Here is a 20,942-nt window from a genome sequence, read left to right as displayed (position 1 = left end):
CTCCGAAAGAGGCAAGAACATGTCGATTTTTCTGAATAAAGATTCAAAGGTCATCGTCCAAGGCATTACCGGTGGCGAAGGAACGAAGCACGCAGCGCGTATGTTGCAGGCAGGCACGAATATCGTCGGCGGTGTGAACGCCCGCAAGGCCGGGACAACGGTCACACACACGTATGCAGAAGGATGCGAGATCGAACTGCAGGTCTACGGCACTGTTGCCGAGGCGATGGCCGAAACCGGTGCAGATGTGTCAGTCGCGTTTGTGCCGCCGGAGTTCATGCGTGAGGCTGCGATCGAAGCCATTGACGCGGGCATTGGCATGCTCGTGATCATTACTGAGGGCGTACCTGTCAAAGATACGGCTGAACTGTGGGCCCATGCTCAGGCAACCGGAAGCAAGACGCGAATTATTGGCCCGAATTGTCCTGGCGTGATCACCCCGGGGGAATCGCTCGCTGGCATCATCCCCGCAACGATCACTGGCAAAGGTCCCATTGGTCTCGTCTCGAAGTCAGGCACACTGACCTACCAGATGATGTACGAGCTGCGCGACCTTGGCTTCTCAACGGCGATTGGCATCGGTGGTGATCCGATCATCGGTACGACGCACATTGATGCGCTTGCCGCGTTTGAGGCGGATCCCGAAACCGAGGCGATTGTCATGATCGGTGAGATCGGTGGCGACGCCGAAGAACGTGCAGCAGAGTTTATTCGGGCGAATGTGACGAAGCCAGTGGTCGGCTATGTCGCGGGCTTCACCGCCCCTGAAGGAAAGACGATGGGGCACGCCGGCGCAATTGTGTCGGGCTCGAGCGGCACTGCGCAGGCAAAGAAAGAAGCGCTTGAAGCCGCAGGAGTGAAGGTGGGCAAGACCCCCACTGAAGCCGCAACCCTGCTGCGTGAGGTGTATGCAGCGATGACTCGCTAACCCTCACCAGGGGATCGGGCTCGGCATATTCCGCACGGATGCCGGGCCCGATCCATTTTCGGCGCGTATGAACGGTGATGTCGGAGGCCGCGGATAGACTCAACGCACAATGATGAGAAGCATCCTGACGGCCGTGGTTTCGGCGATCGAGGCGTTTGCCGTAGGGCTCGCCGCGTTCGTCGTGATTGTTTTGGGCGCGCTCTTGGTCTGGTGGCAGGCGTTTGATCTTGCCGCAGACCCTGGCGTGGTGTTTGCGAGTGCAGCATCGCTTTGGTCGCTTGCTTTCTTTGTGCCACTCGGGTTCGAGATTCCCGTAGAAACGATGGCGGCGCTTGGCCTGCCACACGAAGCTCTGCAGCTCACGGTGTCACTCGCGCCGCTCGGCATTACATTTGGCGCTGTCGCGCTCGCGGTTCGTGCGGGGTGGCGATGGGCCACTCGTGGAGTGGAAGCTGGTATCGGCGGGATCATCGGCAGCGGGCTTGGCTTCGCAGCATTTGCCACCGTTATGGCGCAGTTTGCGGCGAACTCACATTGGCCCATGATCGGCAGCATCTTGATGCCGGTAGCCGTCTACATTGGCGGGGTGATGGTTGGCTCGTTTGCCTACGTGTGCGTGAACCGTCCAGCAACCTGGCAGTCACTCGTGCGTCGAAGCGAAAAGCAGCTTGCTGAGTTTGGTGTGCCCCAAGCAGCCTCCTTCGGTGCACGCCTCAACGAAACGTTGTACATCGCCGCGCTGCTTTTTGCTGGGTTCGCAGGGCTCGCAGCACTCGGCGTTGGACTGTCGCTTTTTGGTCAGTTTGCCGAGGCGATCGCAATTACGCAGGGCTTGCAGCTTGATGCTTGGGGTGCGATTTGCATCTGGATTGCAGAGCTCATGTATCTTCCCGTGGCCTGGATCTGGGGCGGAGCCTGGCTCACCGGTGCGAGCATCGATCTTGGCAGCGGTGGCGGGTTCTCCGCATTCGCTAGCCCTGAGGCGGTTTTGCCAGCCTTCCCGCTATTTGCTGCATTGCCCGAAGGGTGGGGAACTCTCGGGTTACTCGTCCCGCTCATTGTGGTCATCTTTGGCGTTGTCGTGGGCCATGCCGTGATGCGACGGTTCGCCGAGCGGACTCCGCTTTCACTCCTTGGCCCTGCACTCAGCGCTGCACTGCTGGTCGGGCTCACCTGGGCTTTGCTGTCAGCCATGGGGTCAGGCTCGATTGGGCCGGGAAGCCTGACTGAGGTAGGTCCCAACGCCTGGGCCGTCGGTGGGTTGCTCGCGCTTGAACTCGGCGTGGGAAGCGTGATTGGCCTCCTGACCGCGCAAGCGAGCGCTGGTCTGTTGGGTAAGACACATGAACCTGAGTTCGCTGGAAATCTTGCAAGTGATCCGCTCGAGGCTGGCGGCGCTGACTCGAAGCTGCGTGCCGCACGTGCCGCACGCAGTCATACGCCGTGGTGGACCCTCGGCGACCGTGCCGGCCAACCTGAGACCGGCCCAGTCACTACCGCATCTCCAGTCAACGACGTGCTCCCAGACGATGACGAATTCGCGGATCACGAGACGGCTGCAATCACTGCTGCAGTGGAGCCAGTAGGCACTGCTGTGACTGCAGGTGGCGCCGCTTCGGAAGCGGGAACACGTACTCCAGAACATCCGGAAACCGGTGAGCTGCCTGCGCCAATTTCGCTCAGTGAATACGCCGAGAAGCAGGCGGCAGAGCTTGCCGAAGTTGATGCAGCACTCGCTGAGGTTGAGTATTTCGATAGCGGGGCGACCGCACCCGGTGATTCCCTCTACGAGACAGAGTCTCTCGAGACCACAGATTTCGGCTCATCGTTCTTCTCACCCGAAATCGCGAGTGATGCTGGGGTATCTGAGACGGTAACAGGCGTCAGTCCTGATGACGACATGCCTGCACCGCGCGAGACACCGCTCTACGACCGTGAGGCAGAAGCTGCCGCTGAGGCTCAAGCTGCACTCGAAAGGCAACGTCCGGTCACAGGCCCTGCGCAACAGGAGGCAGAAGAGGCTGCAGCCCTTGCCGCGTATGCATGGGACACCGAGCCTGAAATGCCTGCAAATGAGGAGCATCCTCCCCGGGGTTGGCGAAGAGGCCCGAAGAAGCGCTAGGGTGAGAGGCGTTATCCACGGGAATCCTGACGCGCAGGGTTGAGAGGAAGCTCGCGAGCTTCGACCGTTCAACCTGATCTGGTTCATACCAGCGGAGGAAGGAAGCCATAGCTATGCGCGCCTACAATCCCATCGTTCGTCGCTCACTCGCCACGTCACTGGCGGCTCTTGCACTGTTTTCACTGAGCGCATGCTCGACTGCCCCAGAGGCGAAAAGCAACGACGTGACGATCATCGTCCACGATAGTTTCGTTGACGGCCCCGAATTTGAAGCTGCGGCGAGTGAAGCAACCGGTTATGACGTCAAGGTCGTCACCGCCGGTGACGGTGGGGAACTCACCAACAAGCTCGTGCTCACCAAGAATGCGCCGATTGCTGATGCGTTCTTCGGCGTTGACAATACCTTTGCCTCGCGCCTGATTGAGAACGACGTCGTTGACATCTACGAACCTCAGGACATGCCAGCCTCTGCCTACGAGTACGCGCTGAACGAGGCGGGAGCTCCTTCGTCGACAGGAGACCACCAGTTCGCGATGGTCGGCGTGGACCAAGGGGCAACGTGCATGAACATCGACCCGGCGTGGTTCGCTGAGCAGGGCATTGCAGAGCCGAAGTCGTACGCCGATCTTGCGAAGCAAGAATACAAAGGCTTGACTGTGCTCATCGATCCACTCTCGTCTTCGACCGGGGCATCGTTCCTTGCTGGCACTGTTGCCGCGTTTGGTGAAGACGGATACGCGGCGTACTGGCAAAGCCTTGTCGACAACGACGCACGTGTGGTGCAGGGCTGGGACGACGCGTACTACGGCCAGTTCACGCAGGGCGGTGATGGTACCTACCCGATTGTGCTTTCGTACAGCTCGTCTCCTGCGTGGACCCTGACCGATGACGGCAAGGCCACGACAACGAAGGCGCTGCTTGACACCTGCACGACCCAGGTTGAGTATGCTGGTGTGCTCGCTGGCGCACAGAACACCGAGGGCGCTGCCGCAGTCATTGATTACCTGCTCTCGCCAGAGTTCCAGCAGCAGATTCCTGACGCAATGTACATGTACCCCGTCGACGCTGAAGTTGAAATGCCTGCAGATTGGGCAGCGTTTGCCCCAATGCCGACTGCTGAGCAGTCAAACGACTTGCTCCCCGCAGAGATCGAAGCTGGCAGGGAAGCCTGGCTGAAGCAGATCAGCGCAACGCTGGGCCTGTGAGGCAGAGTCCCTGGCGAGTTGCGGGGTGGGCGATCGCGGTAGCAATACCGCTCGCCTTCCTCGCACTCTTCTTTGTCTGGCCGGTCGTCGCACTCGTTGCGACTGGCTTGGTTGATGACGGACAGGTCTCGCTTGCGGCTTTCGGTGACGCGGCAGCGGATCCACGCACATGGCGCGTCCTTGGCAACACCCTCGCCCAGGCCGGAACTGCGACGCTGATCGCTCTGGTGCTCGGGATGCCAGCGGCATATGTGCTGTATCGATTGGATTTCCGCGGACGCGGATTGCTGCGCGGCTTCCTCACTGTCCCATTCGTGCTCCCGACCGTCGTGGTGGGTATCGCATTCACCTCGCTGTTTGGCCCCGGGGGATCATTGCATTGGCTTGGCCTCGATGGCTCCTTCATCGCGATCGTCCTTGCGCTGGTGTTCTTCAACATCACCGTTGTGGCGCGCACGGTTGGAGGCTTCTGGTCGCAGCTGGACACGCGCACTGCTGAAGCGGCTCGAATGCTTGGCGCCACGCCAGCCAGAGCATTCTTCACCATCACGCTGCCGGCTCTCGCACCTGCGATTGCGTCGGCGGCCGCGCTCGTATTTCTGTTCTGTGCAACGTCCTTTGGCGTCGTGCTGATTCTCGGCGGTCGCGAGTTCGCGAACATTGAGACCGAAATCTATCGATTGACGGTGCAGTTCCTTGATTTGCGCAGTGCAGCGGTGCTGTCGATCACGCAGTTTGTCATTATCGTGCTCGTGCTCTGGGTCTCAGCCCGTTTGAAACGTGCAGGGAGCAGTTCGGGGGAGCAGTCTGCAGCGATCAGGCACGAGCGTGCGGCGGCGCGGCGGGTGCGGATCAGCGATCTGCCGGTTGTGCTCACCTTCGCAGTGACCGTGCTGCTGATTCATCTTGCTCCGCTGCTTTCGCTGTTCGTGCGCTCGCTCCGTGCCCCTGATGGGAGTTGGAGTTTCGCAGGGTATCGCTCGCTGGTGGTACCGCACGAGAGCTCCCCGCTGCGGGGGAGCGTGTTTGACGCAATGGGGCTCTCCATCGGCATCGCGATCATTGCGACTGCGATTGCGGTGCTGCTTGGATCCCTAGTTGCTCTGGTCCTCTCGCGGAAGCCGCGTTCGGCAGGGCTCAAGCGTGCAATCTCGCTCTATGACGGTGCGATGATGTTGCCGCTTGGCATCTCTGCCGTCACGCTCGGCTTCGGCCTGCTTCTCACCATGCATCGGCCGCTCGGCCTTGGCATTGATCTGCGTACTTCAACGGTGCTTATCCCCATTGCGCAGGCACTCGTCGCACTGCCGCTCGTCGTACGTACGATCTTGCCCGTGTTGAACAGCATTGATCAACGCACGCGGGAGGCAGCGATGATGCTCGGGGCGAGACCCATGCATGTGCTGCGCACGATTGATCTCCCGTTGCTTGGTCGATCCGCCGGCCTCGCTGTCGGGTTTGCGTTTGCGGCTTCACTCGGTGAGTTTGGTGCGACATCGTTCTTGGTGCGACCAGACGCGCAGACACTGCCGGTAGCGATTGCAGCACTCGCGTCGCACCCTGATCCTGCGAGTTATGCGTCAGCGCTCGCAGCAGCGGTCGTGCTTGGCATCGTCACCGCGACGATCATGCTCCTCGCGGAGCGAATGAGATTTGATACTGTCGCCGCAGGCGGAACAGGAGGCGAGTGGTGAACACCCAACCGCAGCACACCAGCGGACTGATGGCGAGAAACGTCACCGTGGGGTACACACGTGACGTCGACGTGGTGCGTAACGCCTCATTTACTGTGCCCCGAGGTGAGGTCGTTGCGTTGCTCGGCGCTTCAGGCAGCGGCAAGTCGACGCTTCTGCGAGCAGTTGCTGGGCTTGAACCCGTGCGCGCTGGCGGTATTTCTTGGAATGGTGTCGATCTTGTGGAGGTTGCTCCGCACAAGCGTGGCTTCGGACTGGTCTTTCAAGACGGTCAGCTCTTCACGCATCGCACGGTTGCTGAGAATGTTGCCTACGGGTTGCGTGTGCAACGACTTCCACGCGTGGAGCGCGAGGCACGGGTCACCGAGCTGCTTGAACTCGTCGGCCTTCCCGGCACACATGCGCGACGCGTCACTGAGTTGTCCGGCGGCGAACGTCAGCGCATCGCGCTCGCCCGGTCGCTCGCGCCACAGCCAAGCCTGCTGCTGCTCGATGAGCCCCTCTCGGCGCTTGATCGTGAACTTCGTGAGCGTCTGGCCGCAGACCTGGCCACTATGCTCCGAATCACGAAGACCACTGCAATCCTGGTGACGCACGACGAGGGTGAAGCTGAAGTTGTCGCGGATCGTGTGCTCCGCGTGCGTGCAGGCGCAGTCGAGAGCGACACAAGCGAAGGACTGCCCGCGTGATGCGAGGAATGACAATTGGTGAGTCGGTCGCGGATCGCGCGTTGCGATCCGCATCTTGTCACCCCATGCAACGCGCAGGTGCTGGCGTCATGTTCATCGACGGCCATTCCGGCGCAGGCAAGACAACGCTCGCAAGGGAACTGCAAGCTGCGATTGCGACGCGCACGGGTGACCTGCCACAGATCGTGAGTATGGACGAACTGTACCCGGGCTGGGACGGCCTCGCCGCAGGGAGCGCGAGCGTTGCTGAGGCCATCACGCGGGGCAGCTACGAACGCTACGACTGGCACGCTGAAGCCTTCACGGAGACCATAGTCATTGCGGCCGACTGTTTCCTCATCGTCGAAGGGTGCGGATCCATCTCACCAGCTGCGCTCGCCGCCGCGTCAGCCAAGAGCAGAGCCTATGCGCTCTGGCTCGCACTCCCAGAACAAACCCGCAAAGAGCGGGCGCTCGCACGTGACGGTGAGATGTTCGCACCACACTGGGATGAATGGGCAGCACAGGAAGATGCCCTCTTCGCGCGAACCGAACCCCTGGCGTCAGCCCATGAGATTGTTCACCCGACATGATCCAACTGCACCGTGCGCGGATCACCTGTGCTCACGCAAGGTAGACTGTCTAAGTGCTGAAAATCGCCGTGCTCATCTCCGGAAGTGGCAGTAACCTCAAGTCACTCATCGACGCTACCAATGATCCCGCGTACCCCGTGCAGATCGCCTGCGTTGGTGCAGACACCGATGCCGCTGGCCTTGCCTACGCCGAAGCCGCTGGAATCCCGAACTTCATCGTTCGGCCAGCTGACTTTGCGAGCCGTGCAGACTGGGGAACCGCATTTGCTGAGGCGATCCGCGCCCACGACGTTGAACTCGTTGTGAGTGCTGGCCTCATGCGAATCCTGCCTGCAAACTTCGTGAATGAGTTTTCACCTGCCCTCATCAATACTCACCCAGCGCTCCTGCCCCTGTACCCCGGAGCACACGCGGTCCGCGACGCGCTCGCCGCTGGCGCAACTGAGACTGGCGTGACCGTACACATCATCGACGAAGGCGTCGACACTGGCCCCGTGCTGCGTCAGGCAGCCGTGCAGATCGCTCCTGGCGAGATCGAAGCTGATCTCCACGAGCGCATCAAGCAGATCGAGCGACCACTGCTCGCAGCCACCATTCGTGCGATCGCGGAGGGCGAGATCCGCCTTGCCGAGGTCGCAGCAGCCCACTAGACGCCCGTCACCGACCGTAAGGAATCACATGGCAGTTCAGAGCCAGGACCCGAGCCTCTACGAACACCGCGACCGCATCGAGGTGCGCCGTGCGCTCATCTCGGTAAGCGATAAGACCCGCCTCACCGAGCTTGCAGCAGCACTCAACGACGCAGGCGTCGAGATCGTTTCGACCGGTTCGACCGCGTCGACGATTCGCGACACCGGAATTCCCGTCACCGATGTGAAGGACGTCACCGGCTTTGCTGAGGCCCTCGACGGCCGCGTGAAGACCCTGCACCCTGCGGTGCACTCGGGTCTGCTCGCTGACCTTCGTCTCGCGGATCACCGCCAGCAGATGGACGAGCTCGGCTTCAAGCCCTTCGAACTCGTCATCGTGAACCTGTACCCGTTCGAGCAGACTGTTGCGGCTGGCAAGCCCGCAGCAGACGTCATCGAGAACGTCGACATCGGTGGCCCTGCGATGGTTCGCGCAACCGCGAAGAACCACGCAAACGCTGCAATCGTTGTCTCACCGACTCGCTACGACGAGGTCATCGCCGCAGTACAGGAGGGTGGCACCACCCTCGAGCTGCGTCGTTCGCTCGCAACCGAGGCGTTCATTCACACTGCAAATTACGATGGAGCGGTAGCAAACTGGTTCATCGAGCAGGAGGAAATGGGCTGGAACGCTGAGGCTTCTGCAGCGGCTGCTGCTGATTTCATCGAAGACGAAGCAGATGAGTCGTTCGACGCAATCTTCGAGTTCGACGAAGAGACCGGCGCAAAGGGCACCGTTGGCTTCGAGGTCTTCGGCCTCCGTGAATCGGTGCTTCGCTACGGCGAGAACAGCCACCAGCGCGCTGCGCTCTTTGCAGAGCACGATGGCGTTGGTATCGCACAGGCGACGCAGCTGCACGGTAAGCCGATGTCGTACAACAACTACGTTGACGCAGACGCAGCGCTTCGTGCAGCGTACGATCACGAGCTGCCAGCTGTTGCGATCATCAAGCACGCGAACCCCTGCGGTATCGCAGTTGCTCCCGAGAGCATCGCCGAGGCGCACAAGCTTGCACACGAGTGCGATCCAGTGTCGGCATTTGGTGGCGTTATCGCTGCGAACCGTGTCGTGACGAAGGAAATGGCAGAGACCGTATCGGGCATCTTCACGGAGGTCGTCATCGCACCAGGCTTCGAGCCTGAGGCGCTTGCGATCCTCACGAAGAAGCCGAGCATTCGCTTGCTCGCACTTCCCGCTGATTTCTCGCAGAACCCACTCGAGATGCGCCAGGTTTCGGGCGGCTTCCTGCTGCAGGACGCTGACCGTGACTTCAAGCCTGCATCTGACTGGGAACTTGCGACTGGCGACGCTGTTGACGCGGCAACGCTCGCAGAACTCGAGTTCGCTTGGCGTGCATGCCGCGCAGTGAAGTCGAACGGCATCCTGCTTGCGCAGGCCGGCGCCTCAGTCGGCGTAGGCATGGGCCAGGTGAACCGCGTCGACTCGTGCCGCCTCGCGGTTGAGCGTGCGGGCGATCGTGCGAAGGGCTCGGTCGCAGCATCGGACGCGTTCTTCCCGTTCGCTGACGGTCTGCAGGTGCTGATCGACGCTGGCGTTCGCGCGGTTGTTCAGCCCGGTGGCTCAGTGCGCGATGAAGAGGTCATTGCGGCTGCGAAGGCTGCTGGCATCACCATGTACTTCACTGGTGAGCGTCACTTCTTCCACTAAGCAAGAGTGAGTGAGGCGGTCGTCGGGATTCCCGGCGGCCGCCTTTTTGTGTGGTGTATCACGTCGGTTTCTGACACCCGCTCAGCTATTCAGGAGTTCGGGAGGAACCCCGCGCAATTTGGACATACGATGTGAGTATGGAAATTATCAGGGACATTCTTCTCGTCCTGCACATCATTGCGTTCGCTGGCGTTGTCGCTGGCGCGGTTGGCCAGCTTCCCAAGGTCAAGGAAGGCACCGCTCGCATCAGCGGCGGCATCCTCCACAGCAGCCTGCTGCTGCTCATCACCGGCCTCGGTCTGGTTGGCATGTTCTACGCTCGTGATCTCGAGCCGAACAACATGAAGATTGGCGTGAAGACGCTCGTGCTTCTCGCGATCATTGTTGTCACTCTCGTGAACAAGAAGAAGGAAAAGGTGTCGGGTGCTGTCATCGGCACGATCCTTGGCCTTGCCGTCGTGAACGTTGCACTGGCGGTTGCCTGGTAAGCACGCTCCGCGTAACGTAAAGGGCCCGTTCTGGAATTCTCCAGAACGGGCCCTTTACGTTACGCGACTCAGTGAGATGCGGCGGGAAATCGATCCGCGCCCAGCATGCTATTTGCCGCGCGTGAGCGAACCGACCTCATTGAGCTGCTCGTCGAGGAAGACGAGCTTTCCGTCTCGTACCGCAGCAGAAAGATTGGGAGTGTCAGACAGCCAGGTGTCGACTCCGTCGCAGTACATGCGTGTCGACATCATGTCTTCAATGGTGATGGTGCCGTCTTCATGCAGCGTGTAGCCGCCGGATACGCGATTGCAACCGTCGGTGCCTTCGAACGTTCCGGTTCCACCTGAGGCGTTTCCGATCTCCAGGCCAGGTGTTCCTTGGCCGTCGGGCGTACCCCAGGAGCCGGCCACCTCTGAGGCACCTGCGGAGCACGCGGTGAGCGTGAGGAGCGCGGCAGCGCTTGCCGCGAGTGCGAGAGTGGTGAGCTTGCGGTTCATCATGAGACCGAGCCTAGCCCGCGCACCCGCGCACTCGCAGTAATGCTGAGAGGATTCGTTGGAAATCCTCAGTGAATCCGCATTAGGCGTTCGTTGACTTCGGCTGCTGCTGAGTGATGCAGTGGATACCGCCACCACGCTCGAACAGCGGACGAGCGTCAATGCCGATGATCTCGCGACCGGGGTAGACGTCCTGAAGTACGCCGAGGGCCTTATCGTCTGCGGGGTCTCCGAACGAGCAGGCGAGCACGGCCCCATTGATGACGACATGGTTGATGTAGCTGTAATCAACCCAGCCCTCAGCGTCCTTGAGTGTCGACGGTGCGGGGAGGTCGATGATCTCAAAGCCCGCAGAGGTGTCGTCTCGATACTTTTCGGCAGCAAGGCGATTGGCCTGTGCGATGACGTGGTCAGGATGGCTTGTCGAATCCTGGCGATGCATGAGGAGCACCTCAGGAGTCGTGAACGCCGCGAGAATATCTGAATGGCCACGCGTGCCAAACGTGTCGTGATCTCGGTGCAGACCACGAGGGAGCCAGAGCGCCGAAGTCGTGCCGATCGTGTGGGCGAGTTCTGCCTCGACCTGAGCCTTGGTGAAGCCCGGATTGCGGTGTGGATCGAGCTGGACCGTCTCGGTGAGCACGACACGGCCGGTGCCATCGACCTGAATGCCGCCGCCTTCGTTCACCATCTCCGAATTGATGAGCTCTGCACCAGCTGCCTCCGCAACGATGCGACCGATGTGCTGGTCCTTGTCCCACTCTGCCCAGTCCTGCGCGCCCCAGCCGTTGAACACGAAGTTCACTGCGCCGAGCTTGCCGTTTTCGTCGAGCACGAAGCTTGGGCCAATGTCACGCATCCACGCATCATTCAATGGTGCAGCGAGCAGAGTAATTTGCGACGAGAGGTGCTTCTTTGCGATTGCAGTGTCACTGGGGTCAACGACGACCGTGACATGCTGGAAGTCGCTCGCAGCATTTGCGACTGCTGCCCACGTTGCGCGGGCTTCGTCTGCCTCAGTTTCGGTCTCGCCGAGCGTGTACCCGCTCGAAGGCCAGGCCAACCACAGGCGTTCTTGTTCGTTCCCTTCAATGGGCATCTTCCACGTAGTCATGTGGGGTTCTCCTTGGAGTCTCGCGGCGCCACCTCAAAGTAGGCAAGCAGGCCGCTGAAAGCCAGTGTAGTCATCACCTGGGGTGCTCCAAGCAAAAGTTGCTCTGGATGAAAAAACATCTACGGGTTAATCTTTTATTCCACCCGGTTGGGTGGCGCCGTGTGGCGGATCAAAATGCTCTACCAATGACGATGGAGAAAAATATGACGAAGTTCGTTGCAGTCGATGAAGTGTTCCAGCGGATCCCCGAGTCCGGGGACCTGGGGGCGCCGCTCGGCACTTCGACGACCGGACCAACGCAGACTTGGCTTGAGGAGTTTACCTCTGATGCGAACAAGGGTGTTCATACGGGTTTTTGGCGCTGCGACCCGGGTATTTCTGAATGGAACTTCACTGATATGGGTGAGGTGATTCATGTGCTCGCTGGTGCAATGGTCGTGACGGAATATGGGGGAGAGCCTGTCGCTCTTGGTCCGGGCGATGTGGCCTCATTTCCCGTGGGATGGCGCGGGACGTGGGAGATTACCGAGCCGCTCGAGAAGTTCTACGTGATGTTGTAAAGAGGCGTGTGGCAAAGGCCGGGGTGGGTCGACGCGCTTCCCCGGCTTTTGGGCACAATATGATGACGTAATTCATGTGTATATGCATGATTGATAACAACCGTAATCGAATCGTTTCTCAAAATTCGTGTCAGTTACTAGCGAAATAAAACATCTAGATGTAGGTTGTACCTGTGATTCCAATGGAGGAATTGCGCCTAACTGACGAGCCGTACAAGGGAGTACCAAAGACTATGTCAGAGAAAAACACTGTGGTGGCGGAGCACCACGATGAGGACGCCGCACATCTCGCGTCCCTTGGCTATTCGTATGACGCGAAGTTTAAGCGAGACATGACCTTCTGGGGTAACGTCTCGCTCGGCTTTACGTACCTGTCGCCGATTGCTGGCGTCTACTCCATGTTTGCAATCTCGCTTGGCACGGCCGGTCCGCCGATGGCATGGGCAGTGGTGATCGCGCTCATCGGTCAGTTCTTTGTTGCTCTGGTCTTCGGTGAAGTGGTGTCGAACTATCCGGTCTCGGGCGGTGTCTACCCGTGGTCCCGCAGGCTCTGGGGCCGCAAGTGGGCGTGGATGAACGGCTGGATCTATGTTGTGGCACTCGTCGGCACGATCGCGGCGGTCTCCTATGGCGCAGCTCCATTTGTGAGTGCGGTATTTGGGGCCGAAGCAACGACGCCGGCCATGGTGCTCATCGCGCTCGGCACACTGGTGATCGCAACCCTCCTGAACTTCTCGGGAACGAAGGTCCTCAGCTGGGCTGCGCTCGTCGGTCTCATCGCTGAGATGATTGGTGCGCTCGTGATCGGCGGCTACCTCCTGATCTTCGGTCGCCAGTGGGACTTCTCGATTTTCTTCGACAACTTTGGCATCGGTCTTGATGCGCCAGGCGGGTACCTTGGTGCGTTTGCTGCAGCTGCGCTGATTGGTATGTACGCGTACTACGGCTTTGAGGCGAACGGTGATGTCGCTGAGGAGATTAAGAACCCAAGCTACGTCGTTCCCCGTGCGATGCGAGTAACGCTGTACATCGGCGGTTTTGCAACGATTCTGCTGACGTTCTCGCTCACAATGGCAGTACCGAACTTCCTCGCAGTTGCTGACGGCACGGTTGCGGATCCGATTGCGGTGCTGCTCAAGGAGGCCTTCGGCCCGGTCTACCCGGTCGCCATGATGGTGATTGTGATCGCGTTCATCTCGTGCCTCACGAGCCTGCAGGCTGCGGCAACGCGTCTCATTTACTCGATGAGCCGTGATCACTTCCTGCCCGCGTCGAACTTCCTCTCGAAGTTCAACGAAAAGCGAGCGGTTCCGACCCGTTCGCTGGCAATGGCCGCACTGTTCCCCGCGATCATTCTCGTGCTCTCGCTCTTCCTCGAGGACGCACTTACTGCGATGGTGAGCTTCGGCACGGTCGGTATCTACATCGGCTTCCAAATGGTGGTGTTTGCTGCTCTACGAGCACGAATCCTCGGCTGGAAGCCAGCTGGCAAATTCCGGCTTGGAGCCTGGGCATACCTGGTCAATATCATCGCGCTGATCTGGGGCGTTGCTGCGGTGACGAACATTCTCTGGCCACGTCCAACAGGCGGCGGCTGGGCCGAGGACTACCTCCTCATTATTACGACCGTGTGTGTGGTCGGCTTCGGCTGGATCTACATGCTTGTCTCTAAGGCTCACACCAAGGGTGATGCGCCTGCTGGTGACGCGAGCGGTCCGATCAAGGTCGTTGCATAGCGACCGTCTCACCTCATGATTGCGCCCGGCAGCCGAGAGTTGCTGGGCGCACTCATGCCTCCTGTGTATCTCGAAAGGCATCATGCAACAGCTCACTATCGATCCAAAGCAATTCGAAAAGCCGGACCAAGAAGACGCTGGCGGCCCGATCATTGCCATGATTGTGTCGCTCGGATTTCCGGGAATGAATGCGGCAGCGGCAAGCATTCAAACTGCCACGACTGCGCTCGCGTTTGATGCTGTGCGGATCGCAGGTGGCCGCCCGAGACTCGTGACGTATACGACGGGCGAACAGCTGCAGCAGGTCGCTGAAGTGTGCGACTGGGCTGACGCGCTCGTTTTCCTTGGTGGATCAGACGTTGACCCGTCTTGTTACGGCTACGAGGGAGAACTCCCTGGCAACCTGTACGGTATCGACGGGCGAGGCGATGAATACTGCCTGCGGCTGCTTCGTGAAGCGGCACACCGTGATCTCCCGACCCTTGCGATTTGCAAAGGGTCCCAGCTGATGAATGTTGCCTTTGGTGGCACGCTCTATCCTGATCTCCCGGAATGGCAGCTGCACAAGGGTGATGGCGATCCGCTGTTTATCAATGAGGAAGTGCTCTTTGAGTCTGACTCAGAGCTGGCGCGGATCTATGGCGCGGATCGATTGACCGTTCGCAATGGTCATCATCAGGCGGTCGCCGATGTGGCCCCTGATCTCGAAGTCATGGCGCGAGCGCACGATGGCATCGTGGAGGCCACCAGGCACCGGAATGCGACCTGGATGATTGGTGTGCAGTGGCACCCTGAAGAACCGGGTGGAAATGTCGCGGATCGCGACCGCATCTTCGCTGCGCTCGTCGAACAGGCGTGCTAGTCGCCAATGAGCCGGTTCGCAGCAAACATGATGTGTGAATCGAGTACGCGATGACCTGCTGCCCAATCATCACCGAGCAAGCTGCCGACACGATCGATGCGCTGGCGTACGGTGTTCTCGTGCACGTGCATTGTCCGAGCCGTCTCAGAGACTGAACGGCCGGAATCGAGGAAGACGGTTGCCGTGTTGACGAGGGCAGTGCCATGAGTTCTGTCGTACTCGATGACGGGACCGATGAAGTCTTGGATCGCAAGCCTCGTCGGCTCGATCGTGACCTTCGAGAGAAAGGCGCCGATCGCGCCGAAAGTGAGGAGTGACACAAGGGTGCGCGGGTGGTTTGACCTGCGAGCCGCTTCGAGCACGCGGTTCAGCAGTGCGAACTCGTCTGGCACAACCTCAAACATGTGTAGCGCGGGGGAGTGCCCAACGAGCATCGAGCCCCAGTGTCGTGCACCGCGGGATTCGAGCTCAGCCTGCACTCGCTCAAAGGCAGCTTCTGGCGCAAGTGCGACGATTTGCTCCCCAATTTGGGCGTGCAAAAGTGTCACGCCAAAGTTGAGTTCGAGACGATGCTGGAAGTCGCGTAACGATGACTCTGCGCCGTCTGCGATGAGGATCCGGTAGGGATGCCCGGGCATGATGCCGAGCTCACTGAGCTGCGTCACGGTCGTCACGTCGAGTCCGCCTGGCGGGGGCGAGAGGACCTGCTGAATGAGTTCCTTGCGGCGACGAGCAAGGTCACCACGCTCGCGGTCCTGCGCGCTGAGGAACACGCCAAGCACGTGGGCACAGCGACGCAGCACGAGTTCGTCGCTCGCAGAGATTGCACCCTCGACCATCACCGCGCCAACGAGCTCACCCCGTCGGGTCGCCGCCATAATGGTCTGCTCAAGACCTCCCTCGCGCATGACGCTCATGGGTTCGCCGGTCTTAGCGGAGAGGGCAAAGAGCGGGCGTTCGCTGTCGCCAATCTCAGCTGCGGCTTCGCGCATGTCGAATCGGACGGTCATGTCGACGAGCTGGGTCTCGCGACCAATCGCTCGCTCCATGCCGGAACGCAGCGAAGCAAGGCCGCCACCGCCAGCGATCGCGTCCATCAAAGATTCATCTGCGCTCGTGATTCGTCGTTGTGTCTCGAGTTCTCGTTCGCTTGCAGACGCGGATGTGCGGAGCTCCGTGAGTGAGGATGTTAGGGCATCTACGCGGTGCATGTTGTCGATTGCAACGGTGGCGATGTTTGCGAGAGTCTCCGTGATAAACACCTGCTCATCAGTGAAAGCCTTGGAAAAACGGTTCGCGACAAGTAGCGCTCCGATCACCCTGCCACGCGACTTCATCGGTGCGCCCAGAATGGATTTCACGCCTTCGGCGGCAACGATGCGGTCGACCTCGCTGTCATGTGTGAGGACGGCGTCGCCTGCGTAATTGCTCGTCTGCGCAGGGCTGCCGGATTCTGCCACGCGGCCGAGCACGCCAGCGCCGAGCGGCATGCGGAGTGTGCGGTACGCGTCGGTGCGAACGCCAGCGGTCTCAACGATGTGTGTGAAGCCGCTGCCATCAGTGCCATTCAAGCTGATGTACGCCATGTCAACGTCCAGGAGTGAACGCGTTCGGGCGACGAGCTGCTGAAGTGCGGCTGAATCATCGCGAATCGCAGTGATGGCGATAGCAAATTCAGAGATTGAACTTGTGAGGCGCTGTTGTCGCCGTGCCCACTCGACGAGCGAGTCGTAATCAGCGGGAGGCGTGTCGGCGGTCATCATGTAGAAAACTCTACATTCGATCAAAAAGAATAGATAGTTGTACACATGGTTTGTGAAAAGTGGGAGGCATTCTCGTAAGTGTTAACGGCGACGCGGTCGTCGTTCTCAACACGAAGCACAACACGAATCAACAATCAGGAGGCGACGATGAGCGGCACAACGACGACGCGCACCATCCGTGGCGCAGTGTTGAACCAGTTGGGCGCAGAGGCTCCGTACAGCGAGAGCCGTCCCATCACGATTGACACGGTAGAACTTTCAGGTCCCGCAGCTGGAGAGGTGCTCGTTCGCATTGAAGCAGCGAGCATCTGCCATTCCGACCTCTCCGTCGTGAACGGATCGCGACCACGTCCCGTACCCATGCTCCTCGGTCACGAGGCGGCTGGCATCGTTGAAGAAATCGGCGACGGCGTCACCGACCTCGAGCTCGGCCAGCGCGTGGTACTCACCTTCTTGCCTCGCTGTGGCGAGTGCGCAGAATGCCTCACTGACGGCCGCCTGCCATGCTCGGCTGGGTCGAAGACAAATGAGGTAGGCACGCTCCTCAGCGGCAGCGAGCACCTCACTCGGAATGGCGAAAGCGTGAAGCACCACCTCGGTTGCTCGGGCTTCGCTGAGTACGCGGTCGTTGACCGTCGTTCGATCGTTCCGGTGGGCAGCGACGTTCCTGCTGACATTGCAGCTGTACTCGGCTGTGCAGTACTCACCGGTGGCGGAGCGGTGCTCAACGCAGCAAAGCTCTCGTCCAATCAGTCCATCGCAATCGTCGGACTCGGTGGCGTCGGAATGGCGGCCCTGCTCACCGCACTCGCAGTGAAGCCGAGCAAGGTGATTGCTGTGGACGCAAACGAGCAGAAGCTCGAGCTGGCAAAGGAGTGGGGCGCTGACGAGGCGTACACCCCTCAGCAGGCCGCAGAGGCAGGCATTATTGCTGACGTCGTCATCGAAGCGGTCGGACACCCACGTGCGTTCGAAACCGCGTACAAGATGATCGGCTTCGGCGGAACGCTTGTGACCGTTGGTCTTCCCGCTCCAGGGGCAATGAGCGAGATCGAGCCATTGAAGCTCACCGCTCGTGCGCAGTCAGTCATCGGTTGCTACCTTGGCTCGGCTGTCCCGAGCCGCGACATTCCCAAGTTCGAAGAGCTCTGGCGTGCAGGCAATCTGCCGCTTGAGCGCCTCATTAGCGGCACCATCGAACTCGACGAAATGAACGAGGGCATGGACGCACTCGCTTCAGGCAACGTGCTGCGACAGATCATTCGCATGCCAGCTGCAGCCGCATAGTTTTTCAATCTTCTCTTCATCACGTAGTACCTCAAAGGAAATAATCATGAGCACTCCTCAGCACTTCCGCGTAGCAATCCTCGGCTCCGGTTTCGGCGGCCTCGGCATGGCAGCACAGCTCGTTCGCGCAGGCGAGAACGATTTCGCAGTCTTCGAGAAGGCAGGCGCAGTCGGCGGCGTATGGCGCGATAACACCTACCCCGGCGCAGCATGCGACACTCAGGCGCATGTCTACTGCTACACCTTCTTCCCGCACCTGCGCGTTTCGAAGATGTTCGCAGGCCAGGACGAGATGCTCTCGTACCAGGAGCAGCTCCGCGATGCATTCGGTATCGAGAAGCACATGAAGTACAACTCGGAGATCACCGAGGCACGCTGGATCGAAGAAGAGGCGCACTGGCTCATCTCGCTCGCAAACGGCGAGCAGTACACCTCTGACTTCTTCGTTCCCGCTTGGGGCCAGCTCAACGCACCCAAGATCCCGAACTGGGAGGGTCGCGAGAACTTCAAGGGCGAGCAGTTCCACTCGGCAAACTGGCGCCACGACATCGATCTGACCGGCAAGAAGGTCATCTCGATCGGTTCGGCAGCTTCGGCAGTGCAGTACGTTCCCTTCGTTGCTGAAGAAGCAGGCCACCTCGAGGTATTCGCTCGCTCGGCAAACTACATCCTGCCTCGCGATCAGATTGAATTCACTGACGAGCAGCTTGATGCATTCGAGAAGAACCCTGAGATCTTCGAAGAGTCACGTCGCGCGATCCACGATCTCCGTGAAGCTGGCTTCGAGCGCACCCGTCTGAACACCGGCGGCCAGGCTGAGGGTGCGAAGGAGTCGCTCGACTACCTCGCATCGGTCATCGAAGATCCCGAGCTTCGCGCGAAGCTTACCCCGACCTTCGAGTTCGGCTGCAAGCGCATCCTCCGCACCTCGGCGTTCTACCCGACCTTCCTCCGTGACAACGTCACGCTCGTCACCGAGGGCGTTGACCACTTCACTGAGAACGGCATCGTCACCACCGATGGTGTTGAGCACGAAGCAGACGTCATCATCTACGGCACCGGCTTCTACTCGCAGAACTTCCAGGGCAACATCCAGATCATCGGTCGTGACGGCGTGAGCCTGGCTGACCGCTGGGGCACCGAAGACGCCGAGGCATACGTTGGTCTCACCGTTGACGGCTTCCCGAACATGTTCCTCATGTACGGCCCGAACACCAACCTCAACCACAACTCGGTTGTCACCATGCTCGAGATCCAGCAGGCATACGTCAACGACGCGCTTGCAAAGACTGCAAACATCGAGAAGGTTTCGGTTGACGTTCGTCGCGAGCGCCTCGACCAGTTCAACGAGGCTATGCAGGAAGAGATGAGCGGTTCGGCATTCTCGAGTGACTGCTCGAGCTGGTACAAGAACTCGAAGGGCAAGGTCATCAACAACTGGTCTGGCACCGTTGAGGAGTACCGCTCGCTCGCAGGTGAGTTCAACATGGACGATTACCTCGTTCGCTCGGCAGTTCCGGCAGCGAACTAATGACGATCGTTCCGATCAACGTGGTGGCCGCGGACCAGCGAGAGCTGGTCGCGGCCTTCCGCGCTTCCGGGAGCAAGTCGTTCCAGGACGCGGAGTCGATGGCTGTCTCGCGACAGAACTATGAGGTCTCAAGCAAGGCCAACGGTTTGGCGCCAGACCCCATCGCGCATGTCGAGGACGTCACGATCGGGTCTGGCGACGAAGTGTTCAAGGTGCGGGTCTATGACCCGCGAGCTGAGCGCCTTGCCACTGACGGGGTCATCGTGTTTGCGCACGGCGGCGGTTGGGTCATTGGCTCGCTTGAGACACACGACGCGGTCTGCCGACGGCTCTCGACGCTCACTGGGCTCCCCGTCGTTGCAATCGACTATCGCCTGGGTCCCGAGTTCCCTTTCCCTGCTGCACACGTTGATTCGGCGCGTGCGGTTGAGTGGATCCGCGACTCGGCAACGGATCGTGGCTGGGACGCGCAGCGAATCGTCACGTGTGGCGATAGCGCTGGTGGTGGAATCGCCACGGCGCTCGCGTTTGAGCCTTCAATGCTGGTCGCAGGCACTGCGGTCGCTGCCCAGGTGCTGCTGTACCCGGTCCTCGACCTATCAGCAGAGTCGGCAGGGTACGCACGCATTACTGAGGGGTTCCCGCTGACAGCCAACACGATGCGTTGGTTCGCCCAGGAGTTCCTTGATCCTGCGACGGCAGAGGCGGACCGCGCGGATCACCGCGTCTCGCCATTGCTCGCTGCGCGTGAAGCAAATGCGAAGGCGCAGCCTCCAGCGTGGATTATCACGCTGGGGCTCGATCCGCTTGCGGATGAAGCCCTTGAGTACTCGCAGCTCATTGCAACTGCTGGTACTCATGTTGAGCTCACGCACCTACCAGGCAACGCGCATGGCATCTTCACCTCTGCTGGAAAGATCCAGGCGGGCGAGGATCAACTCGCTCGGGCTGCTGAGTTCATCACTCGGATGGTCTAGTACCTACGACGAGCGGTTATGCACGAGCGAGGGGCTCGGGCGCCAAATTGGCACCCGAGCCCCTCGCTCGTGCAGCTACTGCCTACGCGGCAGCTCGAAGACTCGCAAGCGCTTCGAGGACGCCTGGGATCCACGCGATTGCGACGTCACTTCCCATGTCCCAAGATGAGGCATCGTGGCGGCCGTATTCGCCAACTCGTGTGCCACCCTGCGCCGTGAACCGACGATCAATGTGCTCGCTGCCTTGGCTGTAGGTTTCTTCGTAGAAAGTATCGCCAAGGCCGAACATGGCGTACTGAAGTCCAGTGAGGTCTGGCAGTACTTCGTCAAAGGCCTCTGCGAACGGAATCGCCGTGTTCGGGAGGTCGCCCTCACCGTGGGTTGAGCAGATGACAATCGTGAAGCGATCTGGGGTCAGATTTGCCGGATCAAAATTCTGCAGATCGTGGACTTCAACGTCATCGTTGGAGTCACGCAGGTGGGTGCCGAGGTCTTCAGCGATGAGTTCTGAGTTACCGGACTCGGTGCCATAGAGAACAGTGAATTTCATTGTTGGAT

The 20,942-nt window shown here is 60.1% G+C and carries 19 protein-coding genes and 1 riboswitch; of the genes, 15 read left to right on the top strand and 4 right to left on the bottom strand.

What is annotated here, in order from left to right:
- Window positions 1-19: 19 nt before the first annotated feature.
- From sucD to FW756_RS00555, 9 genes are all read left to right on the top strand, one after another.
- Window positions 20-928: a succinate--CoA ligase subunit alpha gene (sucD, locus tag FW756_RS00595; protein WP_446428246.1), complete on the top strand. Its 909-nt coding sequence runs from the start codon at window positions 20-22 to the stop codon at window positions 926-928.
- 109 nt (window positions 929-1,037) lie between these two features.
- A complete protein-coding gene (locus FW756_RS00590; protein WP_446428245.1) occupies window positions 1,038-3,050 on the top strand; it encodes a cell division protein PerM in 2,013 nt (670 codons plus the stop codon).
- 7 nt (window positions 3,051-3,057) lie between these two features.
- A riboswitch (TPP riboswitch) is annotated at window positions 3,058-3,167 on the top strand.
- On the top strand, window positions 3,164-4,255 hold the full coding sequence (locus tag FW756_RS00585; protein WP_446428244.1) for a thiamine ABC transporter substrate-binding protein: 1,092 nt from the start codon (window positions 3,164-3,166) through the stop codon (window positions 4,253-4,255). It overlaps the preceding riboswitch by 4 nt.
- Window positions 4,252-5,949: an ABC transporter permease gene (locus tag FW756_RS00580; protein ID WP_446428243.1), complete on the top strand. Its 1,698-nt coding sequence runs from the start codon at window positions 4,252-4,254 to the stop codon at window positions 5,947-5,949. The genes FW756_RS00585 and FW756_RS00580 overlap by 4 nt, the downstream gene beginning before the upstream one ends.
- Window positions 5,946-6,638, top strand: coding sequence for an ABC transporter ATP-binding protein (locus FW756_RS00575; RefSeq protein ID WP_446428242.1), 693 nt, complete (start codon window positions 5,946-5,948; stop codon window positions 6,636-6,638). Before FW756_RS00580 ends, FW756_RS00575 begins: the two co-directional genes overlap by 4 nt.
- Window positions 6,638-7,210, top strand: a complete 573-nt coding sequence (locus FW756_RS00570) for a hypothetical protein (RefSeq protein WP_446428241.1) — start codon at window positions 6,638-6,640, stop codon at window positions 7,208-7,210. The genes FW756_RS00575 and FW756_RS00570 overlap by 1 nt, the downstream gene beginning before the upstream one ends.
- Window positions 7,211-7,263: 53 nt before the next feature.
- Window positions 7,264-7,860 (top strand): phosphoribosylglycinamide formyltransferase, encoded by a 597-nt coding sequence (gene purN, locus FW756_RS00565; RefSeq protein ID WP_446428240.1) that lies wholly within the window; start codon window positions 7,264-7,266, stop codon window positions 7,858-7,860.
- A 28-nt stretch (window positions 7,861-7,888) separates the two neighbouring features.
- A complete protein-coding gene (gene purH, locus FW756_RS00560; protein ID WP_446428239.1) occupies window positions 7,889-9,568 on the top strand; it encodes a bifunctional phosphoribosylaminoimidazolecarboxamide formyltransferase/IMP cyclohydrolase in 1,680 nt (559 codons plus the stop codon).
- A 137-nt stretch (window positions 9,569-9,705) separates the two neighbouring features.
- Entirely contained in the window at window positions 9,706-10,056 is a 351-nt protein-coding gene (locus tag FW756_RS00555; protein ID WP_446428238.1) for a hypothetical protein, read from the top strand.
- Between the two features lie 108 nt (window positions 10,057-10,164).
- Here FW756_RS00555 and FW756_RS00550 read toward each other — a convergent pair whose 3' ends face one another.
- A complete protein-coding gene (locus FW756_RS00550; RefSeq protein WP_446428237.1) occupies window positions 10,165-10,557 on the bottom strand; it encodes an META domain-containing protein in 393 nt (130 codons plus the stop codon).
- Window positions 10,558-10,636: 79 nt separating this feature from the next.
- Window positions 10,637-11,668, bottom strand: a complete 1,032-nt coding sequence (locus FW756_RS00545) for an agmatine deiminase family protein (protein WP_446428236.1) — start codon at window positions 11,666-11,668, stop codon at window positions 10,637-10,639.
- A 203-nt stretch (window positions 11,669-11,871) separates the two neighbouring features.
- On the opposite strand from FW756_RS00545, the gene FW756_RS00540 reads away from it, so the two are divergent.
- The 3 genes from FW756_RS00540 to FW756_RS00530 all read left to right on the top strand — a co-directional run bounded on the left by FW756_RS00540 (window position 11,872) and on the right by FW756_RS00530 (window position 14,826).
- Entirely contained in the window at window positions 11,872-12,228 is a 357-nt protein-coding gene (locus FW756_RS00540) for a cupin domain-containing protein (RefSeq protein ID WP_446428235.1), read from the top strand.
- 233 nt (window positions 12,229-12,461) lie between these two features.
- The gene (locus FW756_RS00535) at window positions 12,462-13,964 is read left to right on the top strand and encodes an APC family permease (RefSeq protein ID WP_446428234.1); all 1,503 of its coding nucleotides are present in this window, start codon (window positions 12,462-12,464) and stop codon (window positions 13,962-13,964) included.
- A gap of 82 nt (window positions 13,965-14,046) precedes the next feature.
- A complete protein-coding gene (locus FW756_RS00530) occupies window positions 14,047-14,826 on the top strand; it encodes a gamma-glutamyl-gamma-aminobutyrate hydrolase family protein (protein ID WP_446428233.1) in 780 nt (259 codons plus the stop codon).
- Here the strand turns inward: FW756_RS00530 and FW756_RS00525 are convergent.
- Window positions 14,823-16,589: a helix-turn-helix domain-containing protein gene (locus tag FW756_RS00525; RefSeq protein WP_446428232.1), complete on the bottom strand. Its 1,767-nt coding sequence runs from the start codon at window positions 16,587-16,589 to the stop codon at window positions 14,823-14,825. The two genes, FW756_RS00530 and FW756_RS00525, sit on opposite strands and share 4 nt — an antisense overlap.
- A gap of 147 nt (window positions 16,590-16,736) precedes the next feature.
- Between FW756_RS00525 and FW756_RS00520 the strand changes: the two genes are divergently transcribed.
- Genes FW756_RS00520 through FW756_RS00510 form a run of 3 tightly spaced genes read left to right on the top strand, consistent with a single transcriptional unit; the run spans window position 16,737 to window position 20,384 of the window.
- Window positions 16,737-17,876 (top strand): alcohol dehydrogenase catalytic domain-containing protein, encoded by a 1,140-nt coding sequence (locus tag FW756_RS00520; RefSeq protein WP_446428231.1) that lies wholly within the window; start codon window positions 16,737-16,739, stop codon window positions 17,874-17,876.
- Between the two features lie 46 nt (window positions 17,877-17,922).
- Window positions 17,923-19,407, top strand: coding sequence for a flavin-containing monooxygenase (locus tag FW756_RS00515; protein WP_446428230.1), 1,485 nt, complete (start codon window positions 17,923-17,925; stop codon window positions 19,405-19,407).
- Window positions 19,407-20,384 (top strand): alpha/beta hydrolase, encoded by a 978-nt coding sequence (locus tag FW756_RS00510; RefSeq protein ID WP_446428229.1) that lies wholly within the window; start codon window positions 19,407-19,409, stop codon window positions 20,382-20,384. The genes FW756_RS00515 and FW756_RS00510 overlap by 1 nt, the downstream gene beginning before the upstream one ends.
- 82 nt (window positions 20,385-20,466) lie before the next feature.
- On the opposite strand, the gene FW756_RS00505 is transcribed toward FW756_RS00510, so the two are convergent.
- Complete coding sequence (locus FW756_RS00505) at window positions 20,467-20,934, bottom strand: flavodoxin domain-containing protein (RefSeq protein WP_446428228.1); 468 nt, start codon at window positions 20,932-20,934, stop codon at window positions 20,467-20,469.
- Between the last annotated feature and the right edge of the window lie 8 nt (window positions 20,935-20,942).

Source organism: Leucobacter sp. 1207-22 (genome assembly GCF_052850455.1).
Note: the sequence above shows the minus strand (reverse complement) of the source record. Positions and strands in the feature narration are given on the sequence as shown.

Bases quoted from the DNA above. Each gene is read 5' to 3' on its own strand.
- FW756_RS00530 (WP_446428233.1), top strand. From the start codon at position 14,047: ATGCAACAGCTCACTATCGATCCAAAGCAATTCGAAAAGCCGGACCAA.
- FW756_RS00550 (WP_446428237.1), bottom strand. From the start codon at position 10,557: ATGATGAACCGCAAGCTCACCACTCTCGCACTCGCGGCAAGCGCTGCC.
- FW756_RS00545 (WP_446428236.1), bottom strand. From the start codon at position 11,668: ATGACTACGTGGAAGATGCCCATTGAAGGGAACGAACAAGAACGCCTG.
- FW756_RS00570 (WP_446428241.1), top strand. From the start codon at position 6,638: ATGCGAGGAATGACAATTGGTGAGTCGGTCGCGGATCGCGCGTTGCGA.
- FW756_RS00585 (WP_446428244.1), top strand. From the start codon at position 3,164: ATGCGCGCCTACAATCCCATCGTTCGTCGCTCACTCGCCACGTCACTG.
- FW756_RS00515 (WP_446428230.1), top strand. From the start codon at position 17,923: ATGAGCACTCCTCAGCACTTCCGCGTAGCAATCCTCGGCTCCGGTTTC.
- FW756_RS00510 (WP_446428229.1), top strand. From the start codon at position 19,407: ATGACGATCGTTCCGATCAACGTGGTGGCCGCGGACCAGCGAGAGCTG.
- FW756_RS00505 (WP_446428228.1), bottom strand. From the start codon at position 20,934: ATGAAATTCACTGTTCTCTATGGCACCGAGTCCGGTAACTCAGAACTC.
- FW756_RS00540 (WP_446428235.1), top strand. From the start codon at position 11,872: ATGACGAAGTTCGTTGCAGTCGATGAAGTGTTCCAGCGGATCCCCGAG.
- FW756_RS00525 (WP_446428232.1), bottom strand. From the start codon at position 16,589: ATGATGACCGCCGACACGCCTCCCGCTGATTACGACTCGCTCGTCGAG.
- FW756_RS00555 (WP_446428238.1), top strand. From the start codon at position 9,706: ATGGAAATTATCAGGGACATTCTTCTCGTCCTGCACATCATTGCGTTC.
- purH (WP_446428239.1), top strand. From the start codon at position 7,889: ATGGCAGTTCAGAGCCAGGACCCGAGCCTCTACGAACACCGCGACCGC.
- FW756_RS00520 (WP_446428231.1), top strand. From the start codon at position 16,737: ATGAGCGGCACAACGACGACGCGCACCATCCGTGGCGCAGTGTTGAAC.
- sucD (WP_446428246.1), top strand. From the start codon at position 20: ATGTCGATTTTTCTGAATAAAGATTCAAAGGTCATCGTCCAAGGCATT.
- FW756_RS00535 (WP_446428234.1), top strand. From the start codon at position 12,462: ATGTCAGAGAAAAACACTGTGGTGGCGGAGCACCACGATGAGGACGCC.
- FW756_RS00590 (WP_446428245.1), top strand. From the start codon at position 1,038: ATGATGAGAAGCATCCTGACGGCCGTGGTTTCGGCGATCGAGGCGTTT.